Origin of the sequence: Chryseobacterium daeguense DSM 19388 (assembly GCF_000430825.1) — a bacterium.
GTDB lineage: Bacteria > Bacteroidota > Bacteroidia > Flavobacteriales > Weeksellaceae > Chryseobacterium > Chryseobacterium daeguense.
In genome coordinates, this window is the sequence record NZ_AUMT01000018.1 from 1 (window position 1) to 16,377 (window position 16,377).

15 protein-coding genes and 1 tRNA gene are annotated in these 16,377 nt (G+C 37.6%); 13 read left to right on the plus strand and 3 right to left on the minus strand.

Annotated features, from left to right (window positions below; genetic code table 11):
• From H560_RS0117665 to H560_RS0117675, 3 genes are all read left to right on the plus strand, one after another.
• The coding region (locus H560_RS0117665) for a protein-disulfide reductase DsbD family protein (protein WP_027381220.1) at nt 1-1,419 on the plus strand (1,419 nt) is incomplete at its 5' end.
• 328 nt (nt 1,420-1,747) lie between these two features.
• Nucleotides 1,748-4,666, plus strand: coding sequence for a SusC/RagA family TonB-linked outer membrane protein (locus H560_RS21935; protein WP_051289378.1), 2,919 nt, complete (start codon nt 1,748-1,750; stop codon nt 4,664-4,666).
• Nucleotides 4,667-4,676: 10 nt separating this feature from the next.
• Complete coding sequence (locus H560_RS0117675) at nt 4,677-6,215, plus strand: RagB/SusD family nutrient uptake outer membrane protein (RefSeq protein WP_027381221.1); 1,539 nt, start codon at nt 4,677-4,679, stop codon at nt 6,213-6,215.
• 80 nt (nt 6,216-6,295) lie between these two features.
• Here the strand turns inward: H560_RS0117675 and H560_RS0117680 are convergent, their stop codons facing one another.
• The gene (locus H560_RS0117680) at nt 6,296-7,711 is read right to left on the minus strand and encodes an aldehyde dehydrogenase family protein (RefSeq protein WP_027381222.1); all 1,416 of its coding nucleotides are present in this window, start codon (nt 7,709-7,711) and stop codon (nt 6,296-6,298) included.
• Between the two features lie 280 nt (nt 7,712-7,991).
• On the opposite strand from H560_RS0117680, the gene H560_RS0117685 reads away from it, so the two are divergent.
• A complete protein-coding gene (locus H560_RS0117685; RefSeq protein WP_027381223.1) occupies nt 7,992-8,213 on the plus strand; it encodes a hypothetical protein in 222 nt (73 codons plus the stop codon).
• 78 nt (nt 8,214-8,291) lie between these two features.
• Here H560_RS0117685 and H560_RS22560 read toward each other — a convergent pair whose 3' ends face one another.
• Nucleotides 8,292-8,741, minus strand: a complete 450-nt coding sequence (locus H560_RS22560; RefSeq protein ID WP_051289379.1) for a PA2169 family four-helix-bundle protein — start codon at nt 8,739-8,741, stop codon at nt 8,292-8,294.
• A gap of 187 nt (nt 8,742-8,928) precedes the next feature.
• Here H560_RS22560 and H560_RS0117695 point away from each other — a divergent pair, with 187 nt between their 5' ends.
• From H560_RS0117695 to H560_RS23465, 8 genes are all read left to right on the plus strand, one after another.
• On the plus strand, nt 8,929-9,603 hold the full coding sequence (locus H560_RS0117695) for a MarR family winged helix-turn-helix transcriptional regulator (protein WP_027381224.1): 675 nt from the start codon (nt 8,929-8,931) through the stop codon (nt 9,601-9,603).
• A 2-nt stretch (nt 9,604-9,605) separates the two neighbouring features.
• Nucleotides 9,606-11,075, plus strand: coding sequence for a phytoene desaturase family protein (locus H560_RS0117700; RefSeq protein WP_027381225.1), 1,470 nt, complete (start codon nt 9,606-9,608; stop codon nt 11,073-11,075).
• Nucleotide 11,076: 1 nt separating this feature from the next.
• Nucleotides 11,077-11,913, plus strand: coding sequence for a phytoene/squalene synthase family protein (locus H560_RS0117705; protein WP_027381226.1), 837 nt, complete (start codon nt 11,077-11,079; stop codon nt 11,911-11,913).
• 22 nt (nt 11,914-11,935) lie between these two features.
• Nucleotides 11,936-12,391: a sterol desaturase family protein gene (locus H560_RS0117710; protein WP_027381227.1), complete on the plus strand. Its 456-nt coding sequence runs from the start codon at nt 11,936-11,938 to the stop codon at nt 12,389-12,391.
• Nucleotides 12,392-12,394: 3 nt separating this feature from the next.
• Complete coding sequence (locus tag H560_RS0117715; protein WP_027381228.1) at nt 12,395-13,108, plus strand: lycopene cyclase domain-containing protein; 714 nt, start codon at nt 12,395-12,397, stop codon at nt 13,106-13,108.
• A gap of 230 nt (nt 13,109-13,338) precedes the next feature.
• A complete protein-coding gene (locus H560_RS0117720; RefSeq protein ID WP_027381229.1) occupies nt 13,339-13,566 on the plus strand; it encodes a hypothetical protein in 228 nt (75 codons plus the stop codon).
• Between the two features lie 141 nt (nt 13,567-13,707).
• Nucleotides 13,708-14,508, plus strand: a complete 801-nt coding sequence (locus H560_RS21945; RefSeq protein ID WP_228372501.1) for an SDR family NAD(P)-dependent oxidoreductase — start codon at nt 13,708-13,710, stop codon at nt 14,506-14,508.
• A gap of 5 nt (nt 14,509-14,513) precedes the next feature.
• The gene (locus tag H560_RS23465) at nt 14,514-14,699 is read left to right on the plus strand and encodes a hypothetical protein (RefSeq protein WP_228372502.1); all 186 of its coding nucleotides are present in this window, start codon (nt 14,514-14,516) and stop codon (nt 14,697-14,699) included.
• 64 nt (nt 14,700-14,763) lie between these two features.
• Here the strand turns inward: H560_RS23465 and H560_RS0117730 are convergent, their stop codons facing one another.
• Complete coding sequence (locus H560_RS0117730; RefSeq protein WP_027381230.1) at nt 14,764-15,822, minus strand: 3-oxoacyl-ACP synthase III family protein; 1,059 nt, start codon at nt 15,820-15,822, stop codon at nt 14,764-14,766.
• A gap of 314 nt (nt 15,823-16,136) precedes the next feature.
• Between H560_RS0117730 and H560_RS0117735 the strand changes: the two genes are divergently transcribed.
• Nucleotides 16,137-16,221, plus strand: a tRNA-Ser gene (locus H560_RS0117735).
• Nucleotides 16,222-16,377 lie beyond the last annotated feature (156 nt).

Consider the following 16,377-nt stretch of genomic DNA (forward strand, 5'->3'; position numbering starts at 1 on the left):
GCAGCAGCCAAAGTGGATGAAAATTATTGGACTTATTTATTCCTTGGATTCATCGGAGGATTAATTGCATTGCTTACCCCGTGCGTTTTCCCGATGATTCCCCTTACCGTTTCCTTCTTTACAAAAGGGAATAAAAACAAGGCAAAAGGAAAAAGAGATGCGCTCATTTATGGATTTTTTATCCTTTTAATTTTTGTGCTGCTGAGTATTCCTTTCCATATTATTGATGGAATTGCAGGGAATATTTTTAATGAAATTTCCACCAGCGTATGGCTGAATATTGTGTTTTTCATCATATTCATTTTCTTTGCGGGAAGCTTCTTCGGGTATTATGATATCACTTTGCCAAGCTCAATTGCCAACAAATCTTCCAAGGCAGAAGAAGCCGGAGGAATCATCGGGATTTTCTTTATGGCACTGACTTTAGTGATCGTTTCATTCTCCTGTACAGGTCCTATTTTAGGGAGTTTGCTGGGAAGTGCGGTGACAGGTTCGGCAAACGTTCCGATGCTTCTGACATTTGCTCTGGCAGGTTTTGGACTGGCATGGGCGATTATTTTTGGACTTTTGGCCTTATTCCCGCAGGCATTGCAGAGCCTTCCGAAATCCGGAGGCTGGATGAATACGGTGAAAGTGGTATTAGGTTTTGTTGAACTGGCTTTAGCATTGAAATTCTTATCAAAGGCAGATTTGGTTTCTAAAACTTTCTTCTTAAAAAGGGAGCTTTTCATTGCTGTATGGATCATTATAGCCCTTGGGCTGGCCTTATATTTATTTGGATTAATACGATTTCCGCATGATGATAAAAAACCGAAAATTTCCGTTACAAGAAAAATATTGGGAGTTTTAGGATTTGGATTTGTGATTTATTTAATTCAGGGGTTAATTCCTTCCGATCGTCCCAAACTACAGCTATTAAGCGGAATTTTACCTCCGTTGAATATAAGCTATTTCCATGACGAAAAAGACGGAATCCTGGGAATGCACCCTGAACACGATTTCTTTACAGCCATTGAACTGGCCAAAAAAGAAGACAAGCCTATTTTAATTGATTTCACGGGCTACGGCTGTGAAAACTGCAGAAAAATGGAGGAGTTTGTCTGGAGCGAAGGCGATATTTTACCGATTCTTCAGAATGATGTTGTTCTGGCTTCACTTTACGTAGATGACAAGGAAGAGCTTCCTGAAGATCAGCAGACTAAAATTGATCTTGGAGACGGACAGGTAAAGAAAGTAAAAACCATTGGCGACAGATGGAGCTTATTCCAGCAGGTGAATTTTAACAACAATTCCCAGCCGCATTATGTTTTGATTACCCCGGACGGAAAAGTGATCAACACACCGGTGTCAGGCTACATGCCGAAAGAGGATTTTAAAAAGTTCCTGGAATGCGGGGTACAGCATTATAAAAAGAATTGATAATTCCAATAATATTTAAATAGATAGTTAGTTAATCAGCTATAATTACTCTTTATTTTGTGTTTTTGCCTCTCAGATGAGAGGCATTTTTCATTTATTAAACTTATTTACAAATAAAATAATATTTGTTTCTAAACTCTATCAAAAACCATTATCTCTCTCAAATGAGAATAATAACAGGTTACTACAGGATAGCTGAATTTGTCTATAAGTATACTTTTATAAAACCAACAAAAAAAGAAATTTTAACGATATTCTTGATTTTTGTTTATAAAATATAAAAATATTGAAAAGTAATAATAATCTTTTTTAATAATCACTATCGATAATGAAAAATAAAATATTAACTCTCGGTCTTTTAGTCAGCGCCACCGGATTAATCTTTGCACAGGAAGAACCGAAGAATTCTGCATCTAAGGACAGCATACAGCCAAAGACTGGTGCTAAAACCAAAGATATTGAGGAAGTGGTAATTATTGCCTACGGAACACAGAAAAGAGGAGAAGTTACCGGATCTGTCGGCAGGGTAACCGCAGAAAGCTTTAAAAACCGGCCTATTGCAAGGGTAGATCAGGCTTTAACCGGTCAGATTGCAGGGGTGAAAACACGCTCAACAACAGGAAAACCCGGCGAACCGCTGGAAATCAGGGTTCGTGGTACGGCATCCATTTCCGCAAGCAATTCTCCGGTGTATGTAGTGGATGGAATGGTAGTGGATGATATGGCAAATATTTCGCCTGATGATATACAATCTATCGAAGTACTGAAAGATGCGGCATCTACCGCAATGTATGGGTCAAGAGGTTCGAACGGGGTAGTGATTGTAACCACCAAAAAAGGAACTTCAGGTAAACCGTCTTTCACTTTTTCACAGTATTACGGGGTGCAGACCATTGAAAAGAAGCTGGACATTATGAACAGCTCAGAGTGGATAGATTACGCAACAGAAGCGATCAATAAAAAGTGGGTAGCATTGGCTCCGGGCAACTCGGCATCGGATAGCTATGCAGTGCGGGCCAATTATTTCGGATTGGCTAACACCACAGATTACAACCTTGCCAATATTAATTATATGATCGATCCTCGCTGGGGAACCAATCAGGTTGCTAATATCGACTGGCAGGATGCTTTTTACCGTCCCGCGGCTATTCAGAGTTATCAGTTGGCTGTACGCGGCGGAAGCAAGAATGTAAAATATATGATTTCGGGAGCCTATTTTGATCAGGAAGGTCTGGCGATCAATACTGGTTTTAACAGGTTTAATCTAAGCGCTGTAATTGATGTTAATCTTTCGGATAAATGGAAAGCCGGAATTTCATTAAGACCAAGCTATTCGAAAAGTTATGGCGCTACGGTAGACGGAAAAGACAATCTGGCCCATAAAATGCTTTCTATGGTTCCTGTAGCGGAACTAAACGCAGGCCTTTACACCAATTTCTGGAAAAATACAAGATACAGATGGGCAGGATCTACACAAAGCCCGATCGGGCTGCTTGAAAATACCGTCAATGATACCAACGAATTCAGATTACTGTCAAGTTTATATGTTTCTTACGATATTCTTCCTGATTTGAATATAAAGCTTTCCGGAGGAGCAACCAATAATTTTAATATTAATAACGGGTATATTCCTACTTTCGATTTGATCACCAATATCCCGGGGCAGGTAAGCATCGCAAGCCGAAGAACGGTAAACTACAACAGGTACCTGGGTGAAGCTTTGCTAAGCTATAAAAAATCTTTCGGAGAACATGATATTAATGCTATTGCCGGGTACAGTGCAGAAAATTACAGAACAACCACCCAGTACAACAGAAATAAAGGTTTTCCACATGATGATTTGGAAACCTTCAATTTTACACAATCGGCATCAGTGCTTAATTCTGAATATACTGCCTCAGAATGGATGCTTCTTTCATATTTTGGACGTGTAAATTATGATTATAAAGAAAAATATATGTTATCTGCAAGTATTCGTAGAGACGGTTCTTCCAGATTCGGATGGAACAATCTTTGGGGAACTTTTGCAGCATTCGGGGCTGGCTGGAAGATAGACGAGGAAAACTTCCTGAAAGATGTAAATTGGCTGAATAATCTTAAATTAAGATACAGCTGGGGTGAAAACGGTAACAACTCCATCGGCGACTACAGAGCATTCGGGACACTTTCGGGCGGGAATTATTCATTTGGCGGCAGCTTGTCGAACGGTTTGATTCCAAACACAATTCCCAACCCGAATTTAACCTGGGAAAAGACCCAGTCATCTGATTTTGGATTTGAATTAGGATTATTCAACAGGATAGATTTTACAGCAGATTATTATATCAAAAAAACGAATGACCTGCTTCTGGAACAGCCGATTCCTTCCGTAACAGGATATACTACCATGTGGAAAAACGTAGGTTCTGTTCAGAATAAAGGATTGGAATTAGAATTAAATACAAAAAATTTAACGGGAGCATTCCGCTGGAATACTTCGGCCAATATTGCATTTAACAACAATAAAGTATTACAGCTGGGAAAAGATAATGCACCGATTTACACAGGTTTCAGCAACAGTACGAATATTATAAAAGTGGGCGAGGAGCTGAATTCATTTTATCTTTATGAAGCGATAGGCGTACTTTCTTCAGCAGATATCAATAATGCAGGTGTTGCTAAAACTACCGGAGCAATTGCCGGTGATGTGAAATACAGAGACGTGAACGGGGACGGTGTTATCAATGAAAATGACCGACACATCATTGGAGGTCCTACACCTGATTATTATTGGGGATTCACCAATACATTCTCCTATAAGAATTTTGATCTATCTGTATTTTTTCAGGGTCAAAAAGGAGGCTACAGCTATGCTTTATTAGGTCGTGCAATCGATCGCACCGGGATGGGTACTACCGTCAATGTGATGGGAAATTGGGCCAACCGCTGGCGTTCTGATGAAGATCCGGGAGACGGAAAAACGCCGAGACTGGATGGAACCACCGGAAGTCTTCTGGACACGAGATGGCTATATGATGCCACCTATATTCAGCTGAAAAATATTACACTGGGGTATAATTTTGATCCTGAACTTGCCAGCAAGCTGAAAATGTCTAATCTGAGAATCTATGTAAGTTTGGAAAATGTATGGAGAAAGGATCACTATTACGGAGGCTACAATCCTGAATCCGTACAGTCAGACGGAACCGATTACGGAGCTTACCCTAATGCAAAGGTCTATATGATGGGCTTAAACTTTAATTTCTAAATTTTTACAAATGAAAACAATCAATAAAAAATATACATCTATTTTATCATTAAATCGTAAATCTTTTACAAAAGCTTTACTTTGCGGAACATTAATGTTCGGGATGATCAGCTGTGAAGACGACCTGATGCTGGAACCGGAAAATAATATTACGCAGACGTCTTTTTATACTACAGAGCTGCAGATTCAGCAGGCTTTGTCCGGAGTTTATTCTGGGATGATAAATGCATCATCCAGAGGTGGTTTTGATGTTAATTTTTATCTACTGGCTTCGGAAGTACGCTCCAATAATTTCAATGCGATTTCGCAAAACGGAAACAGGGATTATTATGCCATCAACCGTTTTCAGGATAACTCTTCTACCGAAGAAGTGGAAATCCTTTGGGAAGATGCTTATCAGATGATCTCTTATGCCAATAATATTTTAGCAAGAATAGATGCGGTTCCTTTTGCAAATCCTGCAACTAGAGAGCAATACCGTTCGGAAACCCGCTTTTTAAGAGCTTATGCTTACTTCGAGCTGATGCGAGCTTTCGGCAAAGTTCCTCTGATAGATCACCCGGTGAGCCCTGAAGAAGCTGCTACGATACCAAGAAAGGATCTTCCGGCTCTTTATGATTTTATAACTTCAGAGATCGAAGCATCGGTAGCAGGCTTAAAAAACAGTTACGATAATGCTAATAAAGGCAGAATTACAAAATCCGCAGCGCATGCCATGCTGGGAAGAATGTACCTTACAGGATACGGCTATCCTCTCAACAACAGTTCTTATTTAACGAAAGCAAAGGAGCATCTATATGCAGTTATACAGGTTGAAGGACAGTATGTTACCTTCGCATCGAATTATGCCGATTTGTTTAAAAGTGTAAATGATAATAAGTATTATATTTTTGAAATCCAGCATATTAATGGTGGTCTATCGCAGGGTTCTTATTTGCCGAGCTATGTTTCGCCTACCTTTGGAGCAGCCGATCCGTTGTACAATGCTCAGGGAAGTTTGTACAGCTCTTCGGAATTAGGAGTTTCCCAGTCGTTGATTAATTCTTATGAGACGGGTGATTTGAGACGTGCATTAACTCTTAAAACCCAGTTTATTGCACAGAACGGACAGGTGGATTTTGCCAATTATTTTATAAAATTCCGGGAGCCGGGAGTAGCACTCACCAACCGTTACGACTGGCCGATTAATTTCCCAATTATCCGTTATGCAGATGTTCTGCTGATGTATGCAGAAGTTTTGAATAATGAAGGAAATACAGCATTAGCTGTTCCTTACTTAAACAGAATCCGCCAAAGGGCTGGCCTGGCTCCGCTTTCCACATCTATGTCTGCCACAGATTTTACCACAGCGCTGCGTAAGGAAAGAAGAGTGGAGTTTGCAGGGGAAGGGGTTTACTGGCATGATCTTGTACGCTGGAATATAGCCGTGGATGTCATCAATCAGGCGGCTGCAGATCTTAACTATAATTTTACGATTTCAACCAAAGATTATCTGTATCAGATTCCTCTTTCCCAGATCCAGGTGGCGGGATATGAGCAGAATCCATAAGAGTTAATTTAATATTTAAATATAAAACATAAAACAGCAGATATTTTAAGATGAATATCTGCTGTTTTTTTAATGGAATTTTAAATGATTAAAGTCTTCATTTCAAGATATTCTTCCATACCCACAGCACCGTTTTCCCTTCCTATCCCGGAATTTTTATATCCTCCGAAAGGGGCAAGAGGATCATGTTTCAGGGTATTGATCAAAACTCTGCCTGCTTTCAGTTCTTTAGCAATTTCTTTTGCATGATCCGGGTTTCCGGAGCTTACGTAAGCCATAAGCCCGTATTCTGAATCATTGGCCATTTTAATAGCTTCTTTTTCATTTTTATAGGTAATTACCGATAGCACCGGCCCGAAAATTTCCTCTCTTGCGATTCGCATATCATTCGTTACCCCTGTAAAAATGGTTGGTTTTACGTAATATCCTTCATTTAGATTTTCTGGTTTTCCTAATCCTCCTGTTAAAAGTTCGGCTCCTTCGTCAAGGCCGGTCTGGATATATTGCTGTATTCTTTCATACTGTTTTTTATTAGCTAAAGGGCCTAGTTTATAATCTCCTTCCCTGGGATCGCCCACTGTAAAGCTTTCTGTAGATTGAGAAAGTATTTTTTCAGCTTCTGCTATTTTTGATTCGTGAATAAAGAGCCTTGTTCCCGCCACGCAAGCCTGCCCGCTGTTCATAAATGCTGCCTGGAGAGCCATCGGAAGGGCCGTATGTAAATCTGCATCTTCTAATATAATATTTGCAGATTTTCCTCCCAGTTCAAGGGTAACCCTTTTCATTGTGTCTACTGCATTTTTAGCCATTATTTTACCCACCATTGTTGATCCCGTGAAAGAAATCTTTGTCACTTCTTTGCTGGACATTATGGCTTCTGAAATCACATCGCCGCGGCCGTTCACCATATTGACAACCCCGGCCGGAAGTCCGGCTGCATCTATACATTCCATAATAATCTCTGCCTGCCACGGACAAAACTCACTAGGTTTCAGTACAATAGTGCATCCGGCGGCAAGTGCTGCTGCTACCTTTAAAGCGATGGCTCCGGCTGTAGCATTCCACGGGGTGAATAGTGCGGATACTCCTACAGGCTCCATGGTAACGGTAGATTCGTTTACTTTAAATGTAAAATCGTAATTTTCCAATACTTTAATCTCATCCAGGAAAGTGGTCGCAGCGATGAGGTTAGCCCATTTTGCGCGTTCTCTGGAAGCACCATATTCCAAAATGGTAGCATCAATGAGGTCATCAATCCGTTTCAGAATTTCATCATGTATAGATTTCAGATATGCAGAACGCTGCTCTACGGTTGTTTTACTGTAGCTTATAAGCGCGTCTGACGCAGCCTGTATTGCGAGTTCGCTATCTTTCTGGTCTGCATAGATTATTTCGGCTATGGCTTTTTCATGTAAAGGACTGATGACTTCTGCTGTTTCTGTTCCGTGGGGCGTTACAAACTTCCCCGCGATATAAACGCTTTTAATTGTTTTCATTTTTAATCTTTTTAATGATACAAAGTTGAGGCATTTATAAACGGCAGTATTTTGTTGGAAAGCTCATTTTTACTTTGTAAAAAAGCTCATCTTAAATCTATATGTTGTAATTAATATTTTAAAAGCAAATGATATTTTCAAGCTTAAGGTATGTTTAAAAAAGGATTAATTTTTTAAATAAAATAAAAGATACCACATTTTCGGGATTTAACATAAAAAGAAAAATATTGGTAAAGAAATTGTATAATATGATGTATAAACTTCTTTAAAATTAATAACTATGAACATTTCTTATTACGATTTTAAGAACTTGCCGGATGTACAGTCACAATACAACATTGTTATTAATCAGGGACGTATGTTAAACGAAACAACTGTTAATAATCTGAAATATGTATTGTATGAGGTTTCATTTTTTTCTGTGGAAATCATTTATGATACTTTGCAGGAAAGAATAAGTGGAATTAATATTTTTCAGAATAAGTCGGTTTACGCGAATTGACAGTGAAATATTAATCTACTTACATTTTGAAATAAAAAAAGAGAGCATTGCGCTCTCTTTTTTATTTATAATGGCTGTTTAGTTTCTTGCTTCCAGATTTTCAAACCTTTGGTAGGAAGACTTTAAATGATGGAGCTGGTCTGCCACGACACTTGAGCTTTCAGGACAGAGGTTTCCGCTTTCCAGAGCATCTTCATAAGCATTAATAGCTGCTTTTTCTCCGAAGACTACATTCTCAAGTGTAGACTCATCTTTGTCGCCGGAGAAAGAATTCTTAATGTCAATCCATGTTCTGTGAAGAGCTCCCGCCGCACTTGTAGTATTGTCTGCATCGCCGCCACGCTCGTTGATAAGCCTGATAAGGTCATTCTTCATAACCTGGGACTGCGATACCATCTGGTCATAATCACCCTTAAGGGCAGAATGGGTATCCCATACTTTGTCTTCCACTTTTGAGAATCCTTCAATTCTGTCATTTGTAATGTTTAACAAATCATTTAGTACTGATACTGTTTTTTCGTTGTTCATAATATTTTTTATTTGGTGTCCTTCAAAAGTTACAAGATGCATGCCTTTTATGGCTTTGTTTTTAATTTTTTTAGAATTATTTTTTAAAAATAATGAGTTTGGTTTAAAATTTACATTACTATAATTAGAATATTAATATACAATTATTGAAAGTAATTAATATATTTGTATTATAATTAGTATATAAATGAACTATTCAATCATAAATGATGTTATCAAATTAGTTGAACAATTTGAAACTGAAAATCAAAACGCCTTTTACAGCGAAGATATTGAAGGATTTAAATCATGGATGTTCGATAAAAATCATTCTCCTAAAAAGATCGATGAAGAAGAGCCCTACTGGGAAGGAAAGGAAAATGGAAGAAGTCCGGAAAGCGCTATCAGTACCTTGCTTGTACATCTTAACAGGTATGCAAAAACGTATTCCAAATCTGCAATTGCGGATTCCGGTTTTGCTACGCAGGAGGATTTTATTTATTTAATTAACCTTAAAGCTTTCGGTAAGATGAGTAAAATGGAACTTATTAAGAAAAATATTCAGGAAAAGCCTGTTGGGATGCTCATTATTGCACGGTTATTGAAACAAGGATGGATAGAGCAGACAGAATCTGATGAAGATAAGCGAAATAAAATAATAAGTATTTCTCCTGCCGGCCTTGAAGCTCTGGAACGCCAGATGAAAAAGATCAGAAAAGCAACGGATATCGTGGCAGGAAATCTTGATTATAATGAAAAGATGGATCTTATCCGCATTCTCAATAAGCTGGATCGTTTTCATTACCCGATTTTCTCCCGAAATATTGACAGTAAAGACCTGATCAGGACTGTGTTTGAAGAATACCCATTTAGAAAAAATTAACCATGAAAAAGAAAATTGCGATAATAGGATCAGGTTTCTCCGGGCTTTCGGCTGCCGCTTATGCTGCTAAAAAAGGGCATGAAGTACATGTTTTTGAGAAAAACAGTGATGCCGGCGGCAGAGCAAGGAATTTTAAAACAGATAACGGTTACACATTCGATATGGGGCCAAGCTGGTACTGGATGCCGGATATCATTGAATCTTTTTTTAATGATTTTGGTAAAAAGTCGGAAGATTTTTACACCCTTGTTCCATTAAATCCGCAATTTGAAATGGTTTTTTCTGATTCCAATGTGAGTATTCCCCAGAACTACGATGAGATGAAAATCCTGTTCGAAAAAATTGAAAAAGGAGCGGGAGAAAGGCTTGACCGATTTATGGAAGATGCAAAATATAAGTATGAAGTGGGAATGCAGGATTTTGTAAATAAACCGTGTCATTCCTGGCTGGAGTTTGTATCTCTTAAAATTATGAAAAGTGCTTTTAAATTAGATTTATTAACCAATTTTAGTCAGTTTGTAAGAAAATATTTTTCTGATCAGAAACTCATTACCCTCATGGAATTTCCGGTTATTTTTCTTGGCGCTTCCCCGAAAGATATTCCTGCATTGTACAGCCTCATGAATTATGGTGGATATAAGCTGGGAACCTGGTATCCGATGGGTGGCTTTTCAAAGATTATTGATGGCATGAAAGACGTTGCCTCGGAGCAGGGAGCTCATTTTCATTTTAACGCTAATGTTCAGAAAATTAACGTTAAAAATAATAAAGCATCGTCATTAACGGTTAATGATAAAGAAATTGATTTCGATACTGTTATTGCATCATCGGATTACCATCACACGGAAAGCAGGCTGCTCTCTGAGGAGTTCAGGAATTATAAAGATTCTTACTGGGAGAATCTTACGTTTGCGCCTTCCTGCCTTATTTATTATTTAGGATGTAAAGGAAAAATTCCCAACCTTAAGCATCACACCCTGTTTTTTGAAAATGATCTTGACCTTCATACCAAAGAAATTTATGAAGACAAAAAATGGCCTACTAAACCACTTTTCTACGCCTGTTGTCCATCAAAAACAGATCCGTCGGTCGCCCCGGAAAATGCAGAAAATTTATTCCTTCTGATGCCTGTTGCACCCGGAATTGAAGATTCTGAGGAGATAAGGGAAGAATATTTTATTGAAATGATTGAAAGGCTGGAAAAGCATACGGGATCTGATATTCTAAGTAAAATTGACTATAAAAAAAGCTATTGCGTAAAAGATTTCAAGGAAGATTACAATGCCTATCAGGGAAATGCTTACGGACTTGCCAACACTTTGTCCCAGACCGCAGTTCTAAAGCCTTCCTTAAGAAATAAAAAAGTGAAAAACCTTTATTACACGGGCCAGCTTACCGTGCCGGGGCCAGGTGTTCCGCCATCCATTATCTCCGGGAAAATAGCTGCAACCGAAGCCATTAAAAGAATATGATATGAAAAAACTATTTGACGAACTTTCTTATACAGTCAGTAAAGAAACCACGAAAAAATACAGTACCAGCTTTTCCCTCGGTATATTGGCACTGTCTCCTAAAATACGGAATCCCATCTATGCAATTTACGGTTATGTAAGGCTTGCAGACGAAATTGTAGACAGCTTTCATGGATATGATAAGACCAAGCTGCTGTCAAGATTCCGCGAAGAAACATTTCAGGCACTGGAAGAAGGAATCTCTTTAAACCCTATCCTTCAGGCCTTTCAGGAAACCGTGAATCAGTTTAAAATAGATCATGATCTCATCATCCGTTTTCTGAAAAGTATGGAAATGGACCTTAAAAAAATTGATTATAATTCAGATTTGTATAAAGAATATATCCTTGGTTCTGCGGAGGTGGTGGGGCTTATGTGCCTTCAGATTTTTGTAGACGGCAACCGCGAGCTGTTTGAAAAACTTAAACCTTTTGCCATGAAATTGGGATCCGCATTCCAGAAAGTGAATTTTCTGCGGGATATGAAAGATGATTATTATATTCTAGGAAGAAGCTATTTCCCGAGCCTGGACTTTTCAGCCTTTGATAATGAGGTGAAATCGGATATAGAAAAGGACATAGAAAAAGAATTTCTGGAAGCACTGGAAGGCATAAAGAAACTGCCGAACTCCTCAAGATTCGGGGTTTATCTGGCATACCGGTATTACATTTCTCTTTTCAGAAAGATCAAAAAGACTTCTGCAAAAACCATTTTGAATGAAAGGATCAGAATTTCAAACGGCGCGAAATTATCACTGATGATGAGCAGCTATTTTCAGTATAAAACATCTCTTTTATAATGTAATTTAAATTTTTTTTACAATGAATTTTCTGATTGTACTGATAACTTTTTTTGTGATGGAAGGTATTACCTGGATCATTCACAAATACGTTATGCATGGTTTTATGTGGGCTTTGCATAAGGATCATCATGACCACAGCAATGAGAGGCACATGGAAAAGAACGATTATTTTTTCGTGATTTTTGCACTTCCTACTATTATTTTAATGTATTACGGAACCCTTCAGGATTTTAATCATTGGTTTTATATTGCAGTAGGAATAGCTTTATACGGGATGGCATATTTTTTTGTGCATGATATTTTTATTCATCAAAGAATTAAGGTGCTCCGAAACACGGAAAATCCCTATCTTTTAGCGATAAGAAGGGCTCATAAACAGCATCACAAGCACACGGGAAAAGAAGACGGAGAATGTTTTGGATTTCTTTGGGTTCCTGTGAAATATTTTAAGATGTACTTTAATAAAAATAAATAGCTAATGTTTTCATATACCTATCTTCTCATTAATTTTTTTACCATTATTGTTTGTTTTATTTTTTCTTTTCATCAAAAGATTAAATTTAATAAACATTTTAAAGCATTTCTTGCTGCTTCTTTTTTGGTGGCGGTGGTGTTTATTATTTGGGATATTTGGTTTACGAAGATGGGAGTGTGGTGGTTTAATGATCGTTATCTGCTTGGAATCAGGCTTTTTGGGCTTCCTGTAGAAGAGATCATGTTTTTTTTCTGTATTCCGTTTGCCTGCATGTTTACTTATTTTTGTCTGGATAAATTTTTCAATCTGAATTGGAAACTTCTTCCGGAAAAGATTTTTGTTATTGTAAGTATTATAGTTTTAATTACTTTAGGAGTATTTTTTAAAGAGAAAATCTATTCCTGCTTTACATTTTTCACTACAGCTTTTTCTATGTTCATGTTGTACTTTGTCCTAAAGTCAAGGTGGATGGGTAGAGCTTCCTTTATTTATCTGGTACTAATGCCCGGTTTTCTCCTTGTTAATGGTATTTTGACCGGAACCGGCCTGGAATCACCAATTGTTAATTATAATCCTTCCGCTTTCATCGGATTCAGAATCCTGACAATACCTGTTGAAGATACTGTCTACGGCTATGAGTTGATTCTGTGGAATATTTATTTTTTTCAGAAATTTAAAAAGAGGAGGGTATTGAGTCTTACCAGTAGCTTAAGATAATTTTTAAAGTATATAAAAAACAAAATCCTCAGAATTTTTTCCGAGGATAAAAAACTAATAACCATGAAAACTCAAATTAAACATGAGTTACTTTACTACATTAAAATATTGTGCCAAGAATTTCATTGACGTAAATTATTATGGGTATTTAAGATTTTTTAAGAAAATTTTACAAAATTCCATCTTGGCATAGTTTATTCTGCTATCTAATTAACGATAAAATAAATATTATGGCACACAGACTTTTTAGAAAAACTGAATTTGTTCAGGATTCATCCGGGCAATATCAGGTAGAATTTAAAAAAGGAAATGTAGGAGAAGGCTCCGATATGGTTGTTGAAAGATTGACGGAAAACGGAGAGTATGAAGTTATCCTTGCGCAGATTAAGCGTCATGAAGACAGCATTTTTGTTTCTTGGAGCGAACCTTTTGACGGAAGAATATTATTTGATCAATAGAATTTTCCCCATTTTTTAAGTGGGGATTTTTTGACTTAAGTCGAGATTAATATTTTTCTTTGATTTCAAATTAAGATATAAAAATAACCTCCATGGCATAATAATAGGTTGTTTATTAGTAACTAATCAAAACCAATCACAATGAAATCAAATGATCAATTACAAACAAGCCTGAAAGGTAAAACAGTCGTCATTACGGGAGGAAGCAGCGGAGTAGGAAGAGCTGCGGCAGAAGCGTTTGCACTGGAAGGCTGTAATATTGTGGTCGCAGCAAGAGGAAAAGAGGGTCTGGATGAAACTGTGGCTTTGTGCCGCGATCTTGAAGTGGCTGCTATAGGAGTTCCTACAGATGTATCAATTGCGGCTGATGTTCAGAACCTGGCCAATAAAGCCTTACAGTTCAACGGAAGAATTGATGTCTGGATCAATAATGCCGGCGCAATGGCCAGCGGAAAATTTGAAGAAATCCCGATGGAGCTTAATGAGCAGGTGATTAAAACCAATTTATTCGGATATATGCATGGTGCCTACAGTGTTTTACCGATTTTTAAAAAACAAAATGAAGGTATCCTGATTAATAATGTATCGATCGGGGGCTTTATGCCGGCTCCTTACAGTGCGGTTTATTCTGCTACAAAATTCGGAATCAGGGGTATGATGGAATGCCTTCACGGGGAGATTCAGATTTTCCACAAATTCATATCTGTAATCTTTATCCGCAGATTCAGAGGTCAACCGGAAATATGCATTCCGCTAAATTTTCAGGGCTGGATTTTAAGATTCCGCCGTTTGCAGCGGATCCAAGAGATACTGCAGCCAAACTTGTGGAGCTTGCAAAAAATCCACAAAAAGACCTTTTCCCGGATATTACCTCAAAAATCCTTACAACTGCTTACCGATTATTCCCGAAAGCAATTATCAATACCGCATCAGCAGGAATGAGGATAATGATGAAAGTAAAAAATGCTCCGGCTAATTCCGGGAATTTATTAAAACCATCCTCAGAACCGCACCGTATTTATGGTGAAACGATACTTCCTGTTCCTTCCAGAAAAACTAAAATGGCGATTATTGCGGGTATTGGCCTGGGATTGAGCTATATGCTTTTTAAAGCTAATTCTTATAAGAAATAATTTGGAAAAATAGTAAAAAAGTCCCTCCAGTCGGTTGATAGGAGGGATTTATATTTTAGTTAAATTAAAATTTATATACAATGGCATTGATATTCATTCCGGCACCTACTGATGCGAAGAGTACAATATCATTTTTTTCGATGCTGTGGGTTTGCAATTCACCTTTTAAAATCATTGCCAGTAAAGAAGGAATCGTTGCAACGCTGCTGTTACCCAGCTTATCAATAACCATCGGCATTATGTTGGCTGGAGTAGGAGTGTTGTAGAGTTGGTAAAACCTGTTTACAATAGCTTCATCCATCTTTTCATTGGCCTGGTGGATAATAATTTTATTTAAATCATTGATAGAATACCCGCTGTTATCAAGGCATTGTTTCATGGCTTCAGGAACGTGAACAAGGGCAAATTCATAGATTTTTCTGCCGTCCATTTTAATGTATTTCGTATCAGGACAGCTTTCATTGTTGTAGGATTTTCCAAAATACAGAAAGTCTTTTTCTTTCAACGTATAGGATGCTGATAAGTGAGACTGTATTCCGGATTCATCTTCCGCAGCTTCCAAAATCACCGCTCCGGCTCCGTCTGCATAAATCATACTATCCCTGTCATGGATATCAACCACGCGGGAAAGTGTCTCAGCACCTATAACGAGGCATTTTTTTGCAATACCCGACCTGATGAAGGCGTTGGCTTGTATCACACCTTCGATCCATCCGGGACATCCAAAAAGGACATCATAAGCAACACAAAAATTATTTTTTATCTGTAATAAGTGCTTAACCCTCGCAGCAAGACTCGGAACTGTATCAGACTGTACTGTACCGTGTTTTACATCACCAAAATTATGTGCAAATATAATATAGTCCAACGTCTCAGGATCTATCCCTGCATTTTCAATGGCGGCCTTTGCTGCTATCAATCCAAGATCAGAAGTTACCTGATCACTGCTTGCATATCTTCTTTCTACTATCCCTGTGATTTTCTGCAGCTTGCTTGTAATGGCTGCATTATCCTCTTTCAGTACAATTCCCTCTTCATTAAGAAAAATGTGCTTATCAAAAAATAAGTTGGTGATTGTTTCTGATGGTATATAATTCCCTACACCTGTGATTTTACTTGTCATTAAACTTAATTTCGTTTTTTTTAATGGTTGGTTAAACGAATAATTGGTAAAGATAATAATTAAAAATCGGGAATTATGGTTGTTATGAAAATTTAATGAAAATTAATAGAGTTTTGCATAATATTAAATCCTAAAATATATTTTTTTTACTAAAATTAAACTTTTTTTTGAAAAAAGATAAATCAGATTTTTGGGGGAACTTGTTTAAAGAATGACAATAAAATTATTTTCCAATAACGGTTTAAAATATTTTGCAGGAAATAAAAAAGTTACTATATTTGCACCACTGAAAACGACGGTATTGTCGATCTTCAGGAGAGTTGGCAGAGTGGTCGATTGCGGCAGTCTTGAAAACTGTTGACTGTAACAGGTCCGGGGGTTCGAATCCCTCACTCTCCGCAAAAGCGTAAAGAATTTATCTTGTAAGCGCATTAAAAGCTGATAAAGCCTGCAAATTTTAAAATTTGCTGGCTTTTTTGTTTTTGGAATTATTTCAAAATTTTCAAAAACACTCCAAAAGTTTATGGCGCGTTCATGACACTTGAGAATTTAGGA